Source organism: Pseudoalteromonas sp. SR44-5, assembly GCF_014163675.1.
GTDB lineage: Bacteria > Pseudomonadota > Gammaproteobacteria > Enterobacterales > Alteromonadaceae > Pseudoalteromonas > Pseudoalteromonas rhizosphaerae.
The window spans coordinates 33,940-50,237 of sequence record NZ_JACJDT010000021.1 but is presented as its reverse complement, the minus strand read 5'-3'; the positions used below and the strand labels follow the sequence as shown (position 1 = coordinate 50,237).

Below are 16,298 nucleotides of genomic sequence, written 5' to 3'. Positions count from 1 at the left end.
GATCTAAAGGTGTTAATATGATCGGATCTAACTGATTATAAGCTCTGATCAAAAAGGCTCTTTATGCACAGGGGGTATTGGATCAGATCTTATCCAATGGATAGCATAGTCTTAAAACGCAGTTAGATCATAGCTTATCCACAATCTGATCTAAATACTCAGTAAATTGTGGGTAACTTTAAATTTGGATCTAAACTGTGATCTTAATTAAATACGGTTTATTTGCTCGATCCAGCTTGGTAACCAAGCTAATGCGGTGTCTTCTGGTAGTTCTTCATCAAGAATATTCAACTCTAAGCGCTCTGCTATACATTGCGCGCCTTTACTTACTAAAAGTTGTTCTAGATTACGGCCAGCGAGGTTATAGGTATCATAACTAGTGTCACCTAAGCCAATAACACTAAACTTTAATCCTTTTAAATCATTGACTTGATTAATATCTTCAACAAAGGATAAAAGGTTCTCAGGGTAATCACCAGCACCATAAGTAGAAGTACACAATAACCAGATAGTATTTTCTTGGTTTATCTGTGAAAAGTTAGGTTGATCATGAACTTCTGTAGTGATCCCTTGAGTAACTAACTGCTCTGCTAGTTGCTCACCTACATACTCAGCAGATCCCATTTGGCTGCCTATAATGATATTAACGGAGTTCATAATTCTATTTGATCACACAACTGCTTACTTATAGGCTTATGATAACTGAGTTTACTCAGCAGTAAAGCCTTGAATGGAAGTTTGTATAAGTATTTAAAGTACGATTTTTGATGTTTTTTATTTTAAATTCGTAATTATTTGATATATATAAATAAAATAAAGTATTCCAATATGTAATCTTCTGATCAAGCTGTTGATAAAAAGTGGGAAAGCTGGGTAGTAAAAACATAAGATCTTATTTTTATTTTACTAAGCTATTGATTTTACGTTTTATGAGTGGTGAATTTTCGTTTCATTAAGAGTTTTAAAACGAGTGATCAGAATGTGGATAGATCGCCTGTTGATAACGATCGTTTTGGCTATAAATTAATTTATGAAATGCCAAAAAATATTTCAAGTAGGGTGCTAAATAAGTAATTAATGGCAATTAAAGTTGATTTAGTGGGTTTATTGCTCGATTTATACTGTTTGAGCTAATAAATTGAGTACTTTTTATATGCCTCTCAGTTAAAAATGATCAAAAAAGCCCAAATTGTGGATAACAATTTGAGCTTGTGCTGATCAATTTCTAAATTAGTTGCTATTTTTATCACTAATTATGATTTTAATTTTGTATAAATAGCTTTTAAAACTCCGATTAGAATAAATGATCGCTACTCTTTGTGCTATTAAAAGTACTGCTAGCGGTAAAAATATAGGCTTTTGTGGCATCAAATAGTGCATTGCCAAGCGTATATCTTTGCACGCCATGTGCAAATAATGGGCTGCTATTACTACTATTATCGCAAAGGAAATCACTTTTTAATGGCTGTGCCATCACGTTAAGTGGCACCTTAAGTGTCGTTGTTATTTGCTTTATTGCTGTTAAATCGGATAATCCAGGGATAAAAATACCATCAACGCCAGCGTCTTGATAAGCCAAAGATCGAGTTATTACATGTTCAAGAGAAGCCATATTTTGGCTGTAGCAATCAGTTCTAGCATTGATAAATAGCTGTGAAAAACCATACTTTTTAAGTGTATTTTTAATCGCTTTAAGGATTTCTACTTGGTGTTCTAGGGAGCGTAACTGAGCTGTTTTTTTATCTGAATCCTCAATATTAATACCGACAGCACCTAATTTGGCTACGGCCAAAACATGCTGACAAATAGTGTTTACGTCATTACTGTAACCTGATTCAATATCCACAGAAACAGCAATATTAACAGCATCGATTATTGGTTTTAGCTGACTTATAAACTCCTCAAATGAGCATTGTTCGCCATCTTCTTGACCTCGAGATTGTGCCATCCCCCAACTTGTTGTGGCGATAGCAGCAAAACCAGTATCAGCTAATATGCGAGCGCTTAATGGATCCCACGCATTTGGTAATAAAAATAATTGCTCTTGTTTATGTAATTGATGAAAGGTTTGGTATTTATTCATAATGATCTCAAAAGTGAATTTCATTATGACTATAAAAAGATTACGGTGACTACGCTGGCCAAATTCGGCACTGAACGTAAATTTTAAGCTCGTTGTAAAAACCTAAAAGGCAGTGATAGCGACGGATAATTTGGAGCGGTTGGTCAAGTCTGGTTATTAAATAACGACTTGTATTTTTTATTGAATACAGCTAATACCAATCGTGTAAAGTTACTGACCATTTATAGCGACAGATAAATATAGTAATAACAAGGCGTAAATTTTGACATGTAGTTGTTCTACTTGAAAAAATTATAACGCAGTTAGCGCTTTATGTAGCTCGCTAGAATGGTTAAATATTTAAGTCGATTGGTATAATAATATACTGGTTTTTGAAGGGGACTAAGAGTGCTTATATAAGCACCCTTAGTTTTTAATTATTTACCGATACAAAACGAGCTGAAAATTTTGCCAAGTAGATCGTCAGAGGTAAATTCACCGGTGATCTCGTTTAAGTAGTTTTGTGTTAAACGTAGTTCTTCAGCTAGGATCTCACCGGCAATATGCATCTCTAATTGGTCTTTGCCAGTTTGTAAATGATGAGCTGCGCTATCGAGTGCATCTAAGTGACGACGACGGGCCATAAAGCCGCCTTCGGTAGCTCCCTGAAAACCTATACATGCTTTTAAGTGAGTACGAACTAACTCTATACCATCAGCATTTTTAGCACTTAAGCTGATCACTGGATATTGCTGGTTTTCGCTCATACCTACTTCGTCACCCGATAAATCGGCTTTATTTCTGATCACGGTTACGCCCATACCGGCAGGTAGTTTGGCCATAAACTCTGGCCAAATAGCATGCGGGTCAGTGTCTTTGGTATCAGTGCCATCAAGCATAAACAACACGCGATCGGCTTGTTTTATTTCATCCCATGCGCGTTCAATGCCTATTTGCTCAACGCGATCTGGGCTTTCACGCAGGCCTGCAGTATCTATAATATGTAGCGGCATGCCATCAATGTGAATGTGTTCTCGTAGTACGTCACGGGTGGTGCCGGCAATTTCAGTAACAATAGCAGCTTCACGCCCTGCAAGTGCATTTAGTAAACTAGATTTGCCTGCGTTAGGGCGCCCAGCAATTACTACGCGCATACCTTCACGCATGATGCTGCCTTGTTTTGCTTGGTTGGTCACATTGCTTAGCTGGGTGATAATGGCATTTAGATCACCAGAGACTTTACCGTCAGATAAAAAGTCTATTTCCTCATCGGGAAAATCAATGGCCGCTTCAACGTACATACGCAAGTGAATGACTTTTTCAACTAAGGTATCAATGTGCTTAGAGAACTCGCCCTGGAGTGATTGTAAGGCGCTTTTGGCTGCTTGTTCTGAAGTGGCATTAATTAAGTCAGCAATTGCTTCTGCTTGGGTTAAGTCCATTTTGTCGTTCATAAAGGCGCGCTCAGAAAACTCGCCTGGCTTTGCTAATCGTACACCTTCAATTTGGCTAATTTCTTTAAGTAGCATATCCAGTACTACAGGACCGCCATGGCCTTGTAGTTCAAGTACATCTTCGCCAGTGAAAGAGTTTGGCCCGGCAAAATAAATAGCAATACCTTGATCAAGTTGCTCGCCAGCAAGACTGTTAAATGGCACGTAATCGGCGTAACGCACCTTAGGGCAACGACCAATAATCTGTTCGGCGACGGTTTTTACTAAACTGCCAGAAACGCGAATAATACCAACGCCACCACGACCAGGTGCGGTTGCTTGTGCTGCAATTGTGTCTTGATTGATCATGCTAATAATTTGCCAACTTAAAGAGTAATGGTATGAGCGTATTGTAACCTATGCAGTTATGACTGGCGAATAGCGGGCAATAAAAAAGGCGACCAATGGTCGCCTTAATTTAAGTAACTGAGCAAATTAGCCCCTGACTTTTATTCCTTTCTTTTCCATACCGCGATAGATGATCAGCATCTGTGCGATAGAGATAAGGTTTGATACTAACCAGTAAAGTACTAGACCAGATGGGAACCAAAGGAAGAACACTGAGAAGATAACCGGCATAAAGGTCATCATCTTTTGTTGCATCGGATCAGTTACCGTCATTGGTTGTAGTTTTTGCGTAATAAACATACTGGCACCAAATAAGATTGGTAGTACGTAGTATGGGTCTTTCGCAGATAAGTCAGTTAACCAAAAAATAAATTCAGCATGACGCAGTTCTGTTGATTCTAAGAATACATAAAATAGCGCTAAGAAAATTGGCATTTGCAGCAAAATAGGGAAACAGCCACCCATAGGGTTTACTTTCTCTTTGCGGTACATTTCCATGGTTGCTTGGCCGAATTTTTGACGGTCATCACCAAACTTTTCTTTTAATGCAGCCATTTTAGGCTGTAGGGCACGCATCTTCGCCATTGACGTATATTGCGCTTTGGTAAGTGGGTACATTGCTGATTTAACAATCACAGTAATGGCGATAATTGCCACACCCCAGTTACCTAGTATGCTATGTAGCCATTTTAATAGTATAAATAACGGCTGTGAGATAAACCATAACCAACCGTAATCGACAGTTAAATCTAAGTTCGGATGAATAGCTTCAAGTATATCCGACTCTTTAGGGCCCATATAGTAAGTTGCACCAAGAGTTGCTTGTTGGTTCGCTTGTACATTTATCGGCTCACCTTTAGCACCAATAATTGCTGCGTTGCCTTTAGCAATTAAGCTGTAAAGGGTATTTTGCTGTTCTTGCGAAGGAACCCACGCACTTACAAAGTAGTGCTGAATAAAAGCAATATAACCACCTTGCGTATTAATGCTAAGGTTTTTGTCGGCCATATCAGAAAAGCTATATTTCTCGTACTTTTCCTCAGCAGAACCATAGGCAGCACCTAAGTAGTTTTGGTCAACTAAGCTGCCTTTATCTTGTACTGTGCGTTTTACTTGCGTATACAGCTGTACTTGAATTGGCTCTGCGGTGGTGTTATTTACTGAGTATTCTAAAGCAACATCGTATTGACCTTTTTTGAATACATACGTTTTAGTAAAACTAACACCTTTGCTATCAGTAAATGTAAGTGGTACGCGAAGTTCGTCACCTGTTAAAGCAAATGTTTTTTGCTCAGAGTGATAAACCGGGCGACCTTCTGCAGATGCATCTGGGCCATTTAAGCCTATTAAACCACTTTGAGAGAAATATTGTTTACCATCAAACTCACCAAGTAACATATAAGGCGTTTCGCTGCCTTTTGTTTCTTCGTATTGCAGTAAGTCAGCTTCAACAATATCACCACCACGGGTGTCAATTTTAACTTTGAATACGTCAGTCGTAATTTCAATAACTGAACGTTTCGCGGTTGTTGCTGCAGTAGGTAATTCACCATCGGTTGATGATGGAACATAATCATCAGAGTCAGGGGAATTAGTTTGTAGTGTTTGTGTGTTGGCACTAGGATCGACTTTTGGTGCGTTGTAGTCTTTATTCCACTCTTGGAACAATAAAAACGATACAAGCATCAGGCCGATGAATAAAAACGTGCGTTGCGATTCCATAACAGCTCTTATTTCTCGTGTTGGTGGTTAATATGGGTTAATTTTTCAGGTACGGGATCATCCCCACCTGAATGTAAAGGATGACATTTTAATATGCGTTTAACCGCTAACCAACTCCCTTTTACAGATCCATGCAAATTAATTGCTTGAATAGCATAACTAGAGCAGGTTGGATTAAAGCGACAATGCGGACCTAACAGCGGACTAATCCACTTTTGATAACCACGAATTAATAACACTAAACAGCACTTAGGAAAAGCAACAAGTGGTTTTAGTAACCTCATGATGTTCAAGCCTCTGCGTAATATTTAGTGAATGGATACCATGAATTTAAACGCCCAAAATGGAATTTTAAATGCATGATTAAAAGGTGAGCTAAAGATACCTTAATTAACCATGTAATTCTATTGCTATTGGCTCTGTTTATTGGATTTAGCCGATTTGTTGGGGCGTTTTTTAAACGGCGGTGGTTTTGGTGCACCAGGTTTACAGCGTTCGTTAATCTTACGCCATAATTTAGTGAGTTGTTTAGTTAGCTCTTCATTTGACTGTTCATCAATACCACTTTTAACCATCAGCACAATATCGACATTATCAATAGTGTGTTGGTTTAAACGAAAACTTTCGCGAGCAAGACGTTTAATACGGTTTCGTTGGCAAGCTTTTTTAACCCGTTTTTTAGCGACAGTGAGTCCTAAGCGAGGTTTTGCTTGGTCATTGGGTTTTGCTAATAAGGTAAAGAAAGGAGTTGCGGCCCGAGCGGGTTCATTAAAGATGCGAGAGTAATGCGAGGGAGTTAACAGACGTAACTCCCTGCCAAAGTTAAAGTCTTCCACTTATATATTAAGCAGAAAGAACTTTGCGGCCTTTAGCGCGGCGACGAGCTAATACTTTACGGCCATTTACAGTTGCCATGCGAGCACGGAAACCGTGTGCACGTTTGCGTTTTAAAACGCTAGGTTGAAAAGTTCTTTTCATAACAATTCCATCCGATCGGTTAAAGGTTAAAACATCCTATGCAGGTCGCGATCCTGGCACAGGTGCCATTGCGAGCGCGAGATATTATCGATGAAGTGCCTTAAAGTCAACCATAATCGCATTTATAATAGAGGGGTGATAATAGATCTGTTGGCAGGATCTGCTAGGATCCTTATATTAAAGAAGTTTTCCACAGGCTCTGTATAAAAAGTGCATAAAAGCTTGGGGTAAGTAAAATAGATCACATAATTTGATCGCGATCCAAGCCCTTTTTTGCTATGATCATACTTTGAAGTTAAAAATAATTGCTATTAAAAATCAACGTCTTGCTTGTTTTTTTTAGCCAGATCATATTTTTCAAAAAAATCAATCTTGTACTTGTGGATAAAGTGCATTCATAATACTCGGTCTTGGGTTAATAAATTGCCTAAATAATAGTAATAAATGTATGATTTCCGGCCACTAAAGATGACCGGGAATAGATACTAAGTCTTTGGGAGTTTAACTGTGTATCTGTCGGTTTGGCAAAGTTGTTTATATGTATTGCAAGATGAACTGCCTTCGCAGCAGTTCAGTATGTGGGTAAGACCACTACAAGCAGAAAGTACCGAAGATACCCTGACGATTTATGCACCTAATCGCTTTGTGCTTGATTGGGTAAGAGAAAAGTACTTAAACCGAATTAATGAATTACTTGTTGAGATTTGTAAGGATGAAGCGCCAGAGTTACGCTTTGATGTAGGTAGCAAGCCAATCCACAATGCGCAAGTGATCGCGCCTGCAACAACTGGCTCTGCGACCCCGATGAATCAGCCGGCAGCAAAGCAGCAACCAAAAGCAGCTAAAGCTGTGGTTGAGCCTGCTCCTAAGTCTGGTTACAAATCAAACATTAAAGAAAACTACACCTTTGATAGTTTTGTTGAAGGTAAATCTAACCAGTTAGCAAAAGCTGCTGCGACGCAAGTTGCGGATAATCCTGGTGCTGCCTTTAACCCGGTATTTATATATGGTGGAACGGGTTTAGGTAAAACGCATTTATTACATGCGGTTGGCAATGGTATTATGGCAAATAAGCCAGATGCAAAAATTGTTTATATGCACTCAGAACGCTTTGTGCAAGATATGGTTAAAGCCCTGCAAAATAATGCTATTGAAGAATTTAAGCGTTATTACCGCAGTGTTGATGCTTTAATGATCGATGATATTCAGTTTTTTGCTAACAAAGAACGCTCTCAAGAAGAATTCTTTCATACTTTCAATGCATTACTTGAAGGTAACCAACAAATTATTTTAACCTCAGATCGTTATCCAAAAGAGATTGAAGGGGTTGAAGATCGCCTTAAATCACGTTTTGGTTGGGGTTTAACCATCGCGATTGAGCCGCCAGAGCTTGAAACGCGAGTGGCTATTTTGATGAAAAAAGCCCAGCAGAGTAAAATTAATTTACCTCACGAAGTGGCCTTTTTTATCGCTAAAAAATTACGTTCAAATGTGCGTGAGTTAGAGGGCGCGCTTAATCGTGTGATTGCTAATGCAAACTTTACTGGTCGACCAATTTCGATCGACTTTGTAAAAGAAGCATTACGTGACTTACTCGCTTTGCAGGACAAACTGGTCACGATAGACAATATTCAACGTACGGTTGCTGAATATTATCGTATTCGCGTCTCAGACCTGCTATCTAAGCGCCGCAGCCGCTCTATCGCAAGACCTCGTCAAGTTGCTATGGCATTGTCTAAAGAACTTACCAATCACAGCTTACCTGAAATTGGTGATGCCTTTGGTGGCCGCGACCACACTACAGTATTGCATGCGTGCAGAAAGATTAAATCACTACGTGATGAAAGCCACGAAGTGAAAGAAGATTATCAAAACCTAATAAGAACATTGTCATCTTAGGGCTGACTTTATTATGCAAATAACTATATCAAGAGAACAATTTTTAAAACCTTTGGTGCAAGTATCTGGCGCAATTGAGCGCAAACATACCTTGCCTATCTTATCTAACGTTTTGTTAGAGGTTGAAAATGGCGAACTTTCAATGACAGGCACAGACCTTGAAATTGAACTTGTCGCAAAGGTTTTTGTTGGCGATGATACCGCTGATGCAAAATTGACTTTGCCAGCTAAAAAATTACTCGATATTTGTAAAAGTCTGCCAGACGGTTCAGATTTAACGTTGAGCAGTCAAGATCACCAACTATTACTGACCAGTGGAAAAAGCCGCTTTTCATTAACTACACTCGCTGCGGAAGACTTTCCTAATCTTGAGCAGTGGGATGGTGAAGTTGAATTTCAACTAACGCGCTTAGAACTGCGAAAGTTACTTGAAAGCACCCACTTTTCGATGGCCAATCAAGACGTACGCTATTACTTAAATGGTATGTCGTTTGAAGTAGATAATACTGATATAAAAACAGTGGCTACTGATGGTCACCGTTTAGCAATTGCGCAAAAACAATTAACGCAATCGTTAAATACTCAACGTCAGCTAATAATTCCGCGTAAAGGCGTACAAGAAATTATGCGTCTAATGGTTGCTGATGATGAGTTGGTTACAATTCAATTTGGTGCAAATCATATTCGTATTTTAGATACAGAGTTTACTTTTACGAGTAAATTAGTTGATGGACGTTTTCCTGATTACCGCCGAGTATTGCCACGTGGTGGTGATAAAGTGATTACCGCAAACCGTGAATGGTTACGCAGTGCGTTTCAACGGGTATCTATTTTATCGAACGAGAAGTTTAGAGGTGTACGGTTAAACTTATCGAATGGACTATTAAAAATTACCGCCAACAACCCAGAGCAAGAGCAAGCTGAGGAAGTGGTTGAAGTGAGCTATCAAGGCGATGACTTAGAAATTGGCTTTAACGTATCGTATGTTTTAGATGTATTAAATACATTAAAAACAGAAGACGTTTTATTTACGCTTGCTGATTCAAATAGTAGTGCATTGATAGAAGGTGCTGGCGATGAAGAGGCGATGTACGTTGTTATGCCAATGCGCTTATAAGGCACTATGAGTTTAAGTCATTTGAGCCTCAATAATTTTCGGAATATTGAGGCGCTCACTGTAGAGCCAGTGAATGGTATTAACATAATTTATGGTGAAAATGGCAGTGGCAAAACCAGCCTTCTTGAGGCTATTTATTACCTTTCTCATGGCAAGTCTTTCCGCACCCCAAAACACAAAAGTATCATTACGCACCATAAAGAAAAATTCACCATTCATGGTCGTAAATCACTTTATAACTTATCAATTCCAATCGGTATTAGTAAGACTTTAAGTGGTGAGACAGAATTAAAAATACAGGGTAAGTCTAGTCGTCGAGTGTCTGAACTTGCCCAATTAATGCCAGTACAAGTGATCACCCCAGAAAGCTATTCGTTGTTTTTTGGAGGTCCAAAAGAGCGCCGAAAATTTTTAGATTTAGGATTGTTCCACGTGGAACAAGACTTTTTTTATTTGTGGCAATCTTTCAATAAAGTATTAAAGCAACGTAATGCATTATTGAAAAGTAAGCCTAAGAATTATTTTGATCAAATCAAGTTTTGGGATAAAGAATTTGTTAGACTGGCAGACCAAATAAATAATTTACGAATTGCGTATATAAGTAGGTTTAAGCAGCAATTTTTTGATAAAATGTGTGCAGAATTAACGCTTATACGCGATTTAGAAATAAGTTTTTATGCTGGTTGGAAAGAAAATGAATCTCTAGCCGACGCTCTCGAACAAAGCTTTGAGCGTGATAGTCGCCAAGGTTTTACAAATAAAGGGCCGCATAAAGCTGATTTCAGTTTTAGTGTCGCTGGCAATAGTGTGGAAAACACCTTTTCACGCGGTCAATTGAAGCTATTGCTTTATGCGTTAAAAGTAACGCAAAATAGTTTGATTGAGTCAGAGACAGAAAAGCAATCAATATTGCTAATAGATGATCTACCTTCAGAGTTAGGGGAAGATACGAAAGAGAAAGTAGGACAGTTATTGTCGCACTGTAGCTCTCAAATATTTATCTCTACAATTCAATCTGAAAGTATTTCTGCTGTGGTGGAACCCATGCAACGAGAACTACAAATGTTCCACGTGAAACATGGCAACCTAATAACAAGATAAGTGGGATTAACCATGTCTGAGAATTACGATTCGTCGAGTATTAAAGTACTAAAAGGATTAGACGCAGTAAGAAAGCGTCCTGGAATGTATATAGGGGACACCGATGATGGCACAGGCTTACACCATATGGTGTTTGAGGTCGTTGATAACTCTATCGATGAAGCCTTAGCAGGTCACTGTGATGACATCTATGTCACAATTCATTTAGATGGTTCTGTCTCTGTTCGAGATAACGGCCGTGGTATTCCAACTTCAATTCATGAAGAAGAAGGCGTGTCAGCTGCTGAAGTAATTATGACTGTACTACATGCTGGTGGTAAGTTTGATGATAACTCATATAAAGTATCAGGCGGCTTACACGGTGTTGGTGTTTCAGTAGTAAATGCGCTTTCAGAAAAATTAAAGCTAACGGTTCGTCGTGAAGGCAAGCTACATGAGCAATTTTACACTATGGGTGTTCCTGATGCGCCACTAGCTGTAATTGGCGAATCAGAAACCACAGGTACTGAACTTCGTTTTTGGCCAAGTGGTGAGACTTTCACAAACTTAGATTTCCATTACGATATTTTAGCTAAGCGCTTACGCGAGTTATCATTCCTGAATTCAGGTGTGAGTATTATTTTAAATGATGAACGCGAAGAAAATAAAACTGACCACTTTAAATATGAAGGGGGTATTCGTGCCTTCGTTGAGTATTTAAACCGTAATAAAACACCTATTCATAAAGGTGTATTCCACTTTACTCATGAACGTGAAGAAGATGGTATTAGCGTTGAAGTATCAATGCAGTGGAATGATGCTTACCAAGAAAACATTTACTGTTTTACAAACAACATTCCACAACGTGATGGTGGTACTCACTTAGCCGGTTTTAGATCTGCGCTAACTCGTACACTTAACAACTATATGGAAAAAGAAGGCTTTAACAAAAAAGCTAAAACAACCAGTAATGCAACAGGCGATGATGCCCGTGAAGGCTTAACTGCAGTTGTTAGTGTTAAAGTTCCTGATCCTAAGTTCTCATCACAAACCAAAGATAAGCTAGTTTCAAGCGAAGTTAAATCAGCTGTAGAACAAGCAATGGCTGAGAAATTCACTGAATTCTTATTAGAAAATCCAGTAGATGCAAAAATAGTTGTTGGTAAAATCATTGATGCTTCTCGTGCTCGTGAAGCGGCGCGTAAAGCCCGTGAAATGACTCGTCGTAAAGGCGCAATGGACTTAGCAGGTTTACCTGGTAAGTTAGCGGATTGCCAAGAAAAAGATCCAGCCCTGTCTGAACTATATATAGTGGAAGGGGACTCTGCTGGCGGATCAGCTAAGCAGGGTCGTAACCGTAAGAATCAAGCGATTCTTCCGCTTAAAGGTAAAATACTAAACGTAGAGAAAGCGCGTTTTGATAAGATGTTATCTTCACAAGAAGTTGCCACGTTAATTACAGCCCTTGGTTGTGGTATTGGTCGCGATGAGTATAACCCTGAAAAATTACGCTATCACCGCATCATTATCATGACCGATGCTGACGTCGATGGTTCGCACATTCGTACGTTACTATTGACCTTTTTCTACCGTCAAATGCCAGAAATAGTTGAACGTGGTTATATCTATATTGCTCAACCACCACTTTATAAAGTGAAAAAAGGTAAACAAGAGCGCTATATTAAAGATGATCCAGCACTTGTCGAATACCTAACTTCATTAGCATTAAATGGTGCCGCACTTTATACCGGTGCTGATGCATCTGCACTTGAAGGTGAAGCTTTAGAGGCTATCGTTCATGATTATCAAAACACCGTTAAAGTTATTGAACGCTTAAAACGTAAATACCCGAATACGGTGATGGAACGTTTGATCTATCAAACAGAGCTAAACGAAACTGATTTAGCCGATGAAGCTAAAGTAATCGAGTGGACCAAAACGTTAGTCGATGACTTAGTCGCACGTGATGAAGATGCAACTATCTTCGCTGCTGCAACAGAGCATGATACTGAGCGTAACTTATATTACCCAGTTATCAATATTCGCCAACACGGTGTTGATAAGGCACACGTACTGAGCCATGATTTTATCTCTTCACGTGATTATAAACGCATCGCAGTAACTGGTACTAACATTGCCAATATCTTAAGTGAAGGTGCTTATATTCAACGTGGTGAGAAGACACTAGCTGTTGATAACTTTGTGGATGCATTGGAATGGTTGATCGCAGAATCTAAGCGTGGGCTATATATCCAGCGCTATAAAGGGCTAGGTGAGATGAATCCAAGTCAGCTGTGGGAAACTACCATGGATCCTTCAGCGCGTCGCATGTTACAAGTAACCATTGAAGATGCTGTTGGTGCAGACCAATTATTCGCAACCTTGATGGGTGACCAAGTTGAGCCGCGTCGTGAGTTCATAGAAACGAATGCACTACGTGTAGTTAACTTAGACGTATAATTAAATTATAGTAATTACAAAAAAGGAGCCTTAGGCTCCTTTTTTATTTTCTCAATTGCACAAACTGCTTAAAACATGACTACGCACAAGGTATACTGAAGGTAATTTTCACGCTACATCACAGCAGATACTAAAAGCCAAATATGCAAAAATATGACGTTAAAACCTTTCAAGGTTTGATCCTGGCTTTACAGGATTACTGGGCACAGCAAGGCTGTGTCATTATTCAGCCACTTGATATGGAAGTTGGTGCAGGCACATTTCATCCGCAAACATTTTTAAAGTCTATTGGTCCTGAGCCAATGTCGAGCGCGTATGTGCAACCGTGTCGTCGTCCTACCGATGGCCGTTATGGTGAGAATCCAAATCGCCTGCAACATTACTACCAGTTCCAAGTCGTATTAAAACCATCACCAGATAACATCCAGGAGCTATATTTAGGCTCATTAGCGGCTGTTGGCATTGATACCCTTACTGACGAAGTACGCTTCGTTGAAGACAACTGGGAATCACCTACGCTAGGCGCATGGGGTCTTGGTTGGGAGATCTGGTTAAACGGTATGGAAGTAACCCAGTTTACCTACTTCCAACAAGTAGGGGGCTTAGAGTGCTCTCCTGTTACTGGTGAGATCACTTATGGTCTTGAGCGTTTAGCTATGTACATTCAAGGCGTAGATAGCATCTACGATCTAGTATGGGCTGATGGCCCAATGGGCCGTGTTACTTACGGTGATGTATTCCATCAGAACGAAGTTGAGCAATCAACTTATAACTTTGAGCATGCAAATGTTGAAGATTTATTTGCCCAGTTTGATAAATGCGAAGCTGAGAGCCAAAAGCTGATTGAAGCAAGCTTACCATTACCTGCTTATGAGCAAGTAATGAAAGCATCACACGCATTTAACTTATTGGATGCACGTCACGCTATTTCTGTGACAGAGCGCCAGCGTTATATCTTGCGCGTTCGTGCATTATCTAAAGCGTGTGCACAAAGTTATTATGACAAACGCGAAGCGCTTGGTTTCCCGTTGTGTAAGGATAAGTAAGCATGTCAGCACAAAATTTATTAGTAGAAATTGGCACCGAAGAGTTGCCACCAAAATCATTGCGTAAACTTGCCGAAGCATTTGCTGCAAATCTAACTGCAGAGCTTGAGAGCCTAGAGCTTAATCACCAAGGCGTAAGCTGGTATGCATCTCCTCGTCGCTTAGGTTTACAAGTAACAGCACTTGAAGCTCAGCAACAAGACAAAGAAGTAGAAAAACGTGGTCCAGCAACGAAGGCTGCATTTGATGCCGATGGCAAGCCGACCAAAGCTGCAATGGGTTGGGCTCGTGGTTGTGGTATTGAAGTAAGTGAAGCGCAAACACTCGAGACCGATAAAGGTGCATGGTTGTTACACATTGCTAAAGTAGCAGGCAAAGAAACCACAGCCTTGATGGCTGATGCGGTAAATAAAGCGTTAGCTAAACTTCCGATTCCTAAACCAATGCGTTGGGGGGCGAATAAAACACAATTTATTCGTCCTGTTCATACCGCAACTATTTTATTTGGCGATCAGCTAATTGAAGGCGAAGTCCTTGGTAAAGCAGTGGGTAACCAACTGCAAGGCCATCGTTTTCATCATCCAGAAAAAATCACAATCAAACACGCTGATGATGTTTTTGAGGTGCTTAAGTCTGCACATGTTGTTGCTGATTACCAGCAGCGTAAAGCACAAATTCGTAGCCAAATCGAAGCTGCAGCAACAGCCGTTAATGCAGTAGTAGCTATGGATGAAGATTTACTTGAAGAAGTAACTTCATTGGTTGAATGGCCAGTAACTCTTACTGCAACATTTGAAGAAGCGTTTTTAGATGTACCAGCCGAAGCGCTGATCTACACTATGAAAGACGATCAAAAATACTTCCCATTACTTGATCAAGACGGCAAGCTACTTAATAAGTTTTTGTTTGTTTCAAACATCGAAAGTAAAAACCCAAGCGTAGTTATTGCTGGTAACGAGAAAGTAGTGCGCCCGCGTTTAGCTGACGCGCAGTTCTTCTTTGAAACAGATAAAAAGAAAACTCTTGAAAGCCGTTTAGAGTCACTTAATAGCGTATTGTTCCAACAGCAATTAGGTACGCTTAAAGATAAGTCAGAGCGTATTAGTGAACTTGCTGGTTACATTGCTGAGCAATTAGGTGCCGATAAAACACTTGCTAAGCGTGCTGGTTTATTAAGTAAAACCGATCTAATGACCGAAATGGTAATGGAGTTTACTGACGTACAAGGTGTGATGGGGATGCACTATGCACGCCATGACGGTGAAGCCGAAGATGTTGCCATTGCCCAAAACGAGCAATACATGCCGCGTTTTGCCGGTGATAATTTACCTACAAACTTAATTAGCTGCGCGGTAGCGATTGCCGATAAGTTCGATACACTAGTAGGTATTTTTGGTATTGGCCAAGCACCAAAAGGTGATAAAGATCCGTTTGCGCTTCGTCGTGCAGCCATTGGTTCGCTGCGTATCATGGTAGAAAAAGAACTACCACTTGATATTTTAGATCTAGTCGCAAAATCACAAACCCTGTTTGGCGATAAGCTAACTAACTTAAATGTATCAGCCGATGTATTTGAATTTATGCTAGGGCGCTTCCGCGCTTGGTATCAAGACGAAGGCATTGAAGTAGACGTTATTCAAGCAGTACTAGTGCGTCGCCCAACTAAGCCTGTTGATTTTGACCGTCGTGTTAAAGCGGTTAGTCACTTCCGTACATTAGACGCCGCAGAAGCGCTTGCAGCAGCTAATAAACGGGTAAGTAATATTCTGGCTAAAAATGATATTACAACGCAAGGCACTGTTGACGAGAGCTTATTAAACGATGATGCCGAAAAGGCATTAGCGGCACAAGTTGCTAAGTTTGCCACTGAATTAGCGCCGTTATACGCCGCTGGCGACTATCAAGAAGCGCTTGCCCAGCTTGCTGGTATTCGTGAAAGTGTTGATAACTTCTTCGACAACGTGATGGTAATGGCAGACGATGAAGCCGTTAAGCAAAACCGTTTAGCATTACTAAGTCAACTGAGTGGTCTATTTTTAGATATTGCTGATATTTCTGTATTACAGAAATAAATTCAGCTTCGCTTAAAAAGC

13 protein-coding genes are annotated in these 16,298 nt (G+C 39.9%); 6 read left to right on the top strand and 7 right to left on the bottom strand.

Features of this window, described 5'->3' with window-relative positions; genetic code table 11:
• Positions 1 to 207: 207 nt before the first annotated feature.
• The 7 genes from mioC to rpmH all read right to left on the bottom strand — a co-directional run bounded on the left by mioC (position 208) and on the right by rpmH (position 6,603).
• The gene (gene mioC / locus H5154_RS12755) at positions 208 to 657 is read right to left on the bottom strand and encodes an FMN-binding protein MioC (protein ID WP_182718516.1); all 450 of its coding nucleotides are present in this window, start codon (positions 655 to 657) and stop codon (positions 208 to 210) included.
• A gap of 637 nt (positions 658 to 1,294) precedes the next feature.
• Positions 1,295 to 2,083 carry an isocitrate lyase/phosphoenolpyruvate mutase family protein gene (locus H5154_RS12750; protein WP_182718515.1) on the bottom strand — a complete coding sequence of 263 codons (789 nt, stop codon included), beginning with the start codon at positions 2,081 to 2,083 and terminating at the stop codon, positions 1,295 to 1,297.
• Between the two features lie 416 nt (positions 2,084 to 2,499).
• On the bottom strand, positions 2,500 to 3,864 hold the full coding sequence (mnmE, locus tag H5154_RS12745; protein ID WP_145241707.1) for a tRNA uridine-5-carboxymethylaminomethyl(34) synthesis GTPase MnmE: 1,365 nt from the start codon (positions 3,862 to 3,864) through the stop codon (positions 2,500 to 2,502).
• Positions 3,865 to 3,990: 126 nt separating this feature from the next.
• Positions 3,991 to 5,625, bottom strand: a complete 1,635-nt coding sequence (gene yidC, locus H5154_RS12740; RefSeq protein WP_182718514.1) for a membrane protein insertase YidC — start codon at positions 5,623 to 5,625, stop codon at positions 3,991 to 3,993.
• An 8-nt stretch (positions 5,626 to 5,633) separates the two neighbouring features.
• On the bottom strand, positions 5,634 to 5,909 hold the full coding sequence (gene yidD, locus H5154_RS12735; RefSeq protein WP_182718513.1) for a membrane protein insertion efficiency factor YidD: 276 nt from the start codon (positions 5,907 to 5,909) through the stop codon (positions 5,634 to 5,636).
• A 126-nt stretch (positions 5,910 to 6,035) separates the two neighbouring features.
• Positions 6,036 to 6,461 (bottom strand): ribonuclease P protein component, encoded by a 426-nt coding sequence (gene rnpA / locus H5154_RS12730; protein ID WP_145241711.1) that lies wholly within the window; start codon positions 6,459 to 6,461, stop codon positions 6,036 to 6,038.
• Positions 6,462 to 6,468: 7 nt separating this feature from the next.
• On the bottom strand, positions 6,469 to 6,603 hold the full coding sequence (rpmH, locus tag H5154_RS12725) for a 50S ribosomal protein L34 (RefSeq protein WP_004335215.1): 135 nt from the start codon (positions 6,601 to 6,603) through the stop codon (positions 6,469 to 6,471).
• A gap of 507 nt (positions 6,604 to 7,110) precedes the next feature.
• Between rpmH and dnaA the strand changes: the two genes are divergently transcribed.
• The 6 genes from dnaA (at position 7,111) to glyS (ending at position 16,277) form a co-directional block, all read left to right on the top strand.
• The gene (dnaA, locus tag H5154_RS12720; protein WP_145241713.1) at positions 7,111 to 8,502 is read left to right on the top strand and encodes a chromosomal replication initiator protein DnaA; all 1,392 of its coding nucleotides are present in this window, start codon (positions 7,111 to 7,113) and stop codon (positions 8,500 to 8,502) included.
• 13 nt (positions 8,503 to 8,515) lie between these two features.
• The gene (gene dnaN / locus H5154_RS12715; RefSeq protein WP_149983170.1) at positions 8,516 to 9,619 is read left to right on the top strand and encodes a DNA polymerase III subunit beta; all 1,104 of its coding nucleotides are present in this window, start codon (positions 8,516 to 8,518) and stop codon (positions 9,617 to 9,619) included.
• Positions 9,620 to 9,625: 6 nt separating this feature from the next.
• Positions 9,626 to 10,720 carry a DNA replication/repair protein RecF gene (gene recF, locus H5154_RS12710; protein ID WP_145241717.1) on the top strand — a complete coding sequence of 365 codons (1,095 nt, stop codon included), beginning with the start codon at positions 9,626 to 9,628 and terminating at the stop codon, positions 10,718 to 10,720.
• Between the two features lie 12 nt (positions 10,721 to 10,732).
• A complete protein-coding gene (gene gyrB / locus H5154_RS12705) occupies positions 10,733 to 13,159 on the top strand; it encodes a DNA topoisomerase (ATP-hydrolyzing) subunit B (protein WP_149983171.1) in 2,427 nt (808 codons plus the stop codon).
• Positions 13,160 to 13,302: 143 nt separating this feature from the next.
• Positions 13,303 to 14,205, top strand: coding sequence for a glycine--tRNA ligase subunit alpha (gene glyQ / locus H5154_RS12700; protein WP_182718512.1), 903 nt, complete (start codon positions 13,303 to 13,305; stop codon positions 14,203 to 14,205).
• Between the two features lie 2 nt (positions 14,206 to 14,207).
• Entirely contained in the window at positions 14,208 to 16,277 is a 2,070-nt protein-coding gene (glyS, locus tag H5154_RS12695; RefSeq protein WP_182718511.1) for a glycine--tRNA ligase subunit beta, read from the top strand.
• Positions 16,278 to 16,298 lie beyond the last annotated feature (21 nt).

Excerpts from the sequence above, each read along its gene's own strand:
- gyrB (WP_149983171.1), top strand. The coding sequence starts at position 10,733 with ATGTCTGAGAATTACGATTCGTCGAGTATTAAAGTACTAAAAGGATTA.
- glyQ (WP_182718512.1), top strand. The coding sequence starts at position 13,303 with ATGCAAAAATATGACGTTAAAACCTTTCAAGGTTTGATCCTGGCTTTA.
- recF (WP_145241717.1), top strand. The coding sequence starts at position 9,626 with ATGAGTTTAAGTCATTTGAGCCTCAATAATTTTCGGAATATTGAGGCG.
- H5154_RS12750 (WP_182718515.1), bottom strand. The coding sequence starts at position 2,083 with ATGAATAAATACCAAACCTTTCATCAATTACATAAACAAGAGCAATTA.
- yidC (WP_182718514.1), bottom strand. The coding sequence starts at position 5,625 with ATGGAATCGCAACGCACGTTTTTATTCATCGGCCTGATGCTTGTATCG.
- dnaN (WP_149983170.1), top strand. The coding sequence starts at position 8,516 with ATGCAAATAACTATATCAAGAGAACAATTTTTAAAACCTTTGGTGCAA.
- mnmE (WP_145241707.1), bottom strand. The coding sequence starts at position 3,864 with ATGATCAATCAAGACACAATTGCAGCACAAGCAACCGCACCTGGTCGT.
- glyS (WP_182718511.1), top strand. The coding sequence starts at position 14,208 with ATGTCAGCACAAAATTTATTAGTAGAAATTGGCACCGAAGAGTTGCCA.
- rpmH (WP_004335215.1), bottom strand. The coding sequence starts at position 6,603 with ATGAAAAGAACTTTTCAACCTAGCGTTTTAAAACGCAAACGTGCACAC.
- yidD (WP_182718513.1), bottom strand. The coding sequence starts at position 5,909 with ATGAGGTTACTAAAACCACTTGTTGCTTTTCCTAAGTGCTGTTTAGTG.
- mioC (WP_182718516.1), bottom strand. The coding sequence starts at position 657 with ATGAACTCCGTTAATATCATTATAGGCAGCCAAATGGGATCTGCTGAG.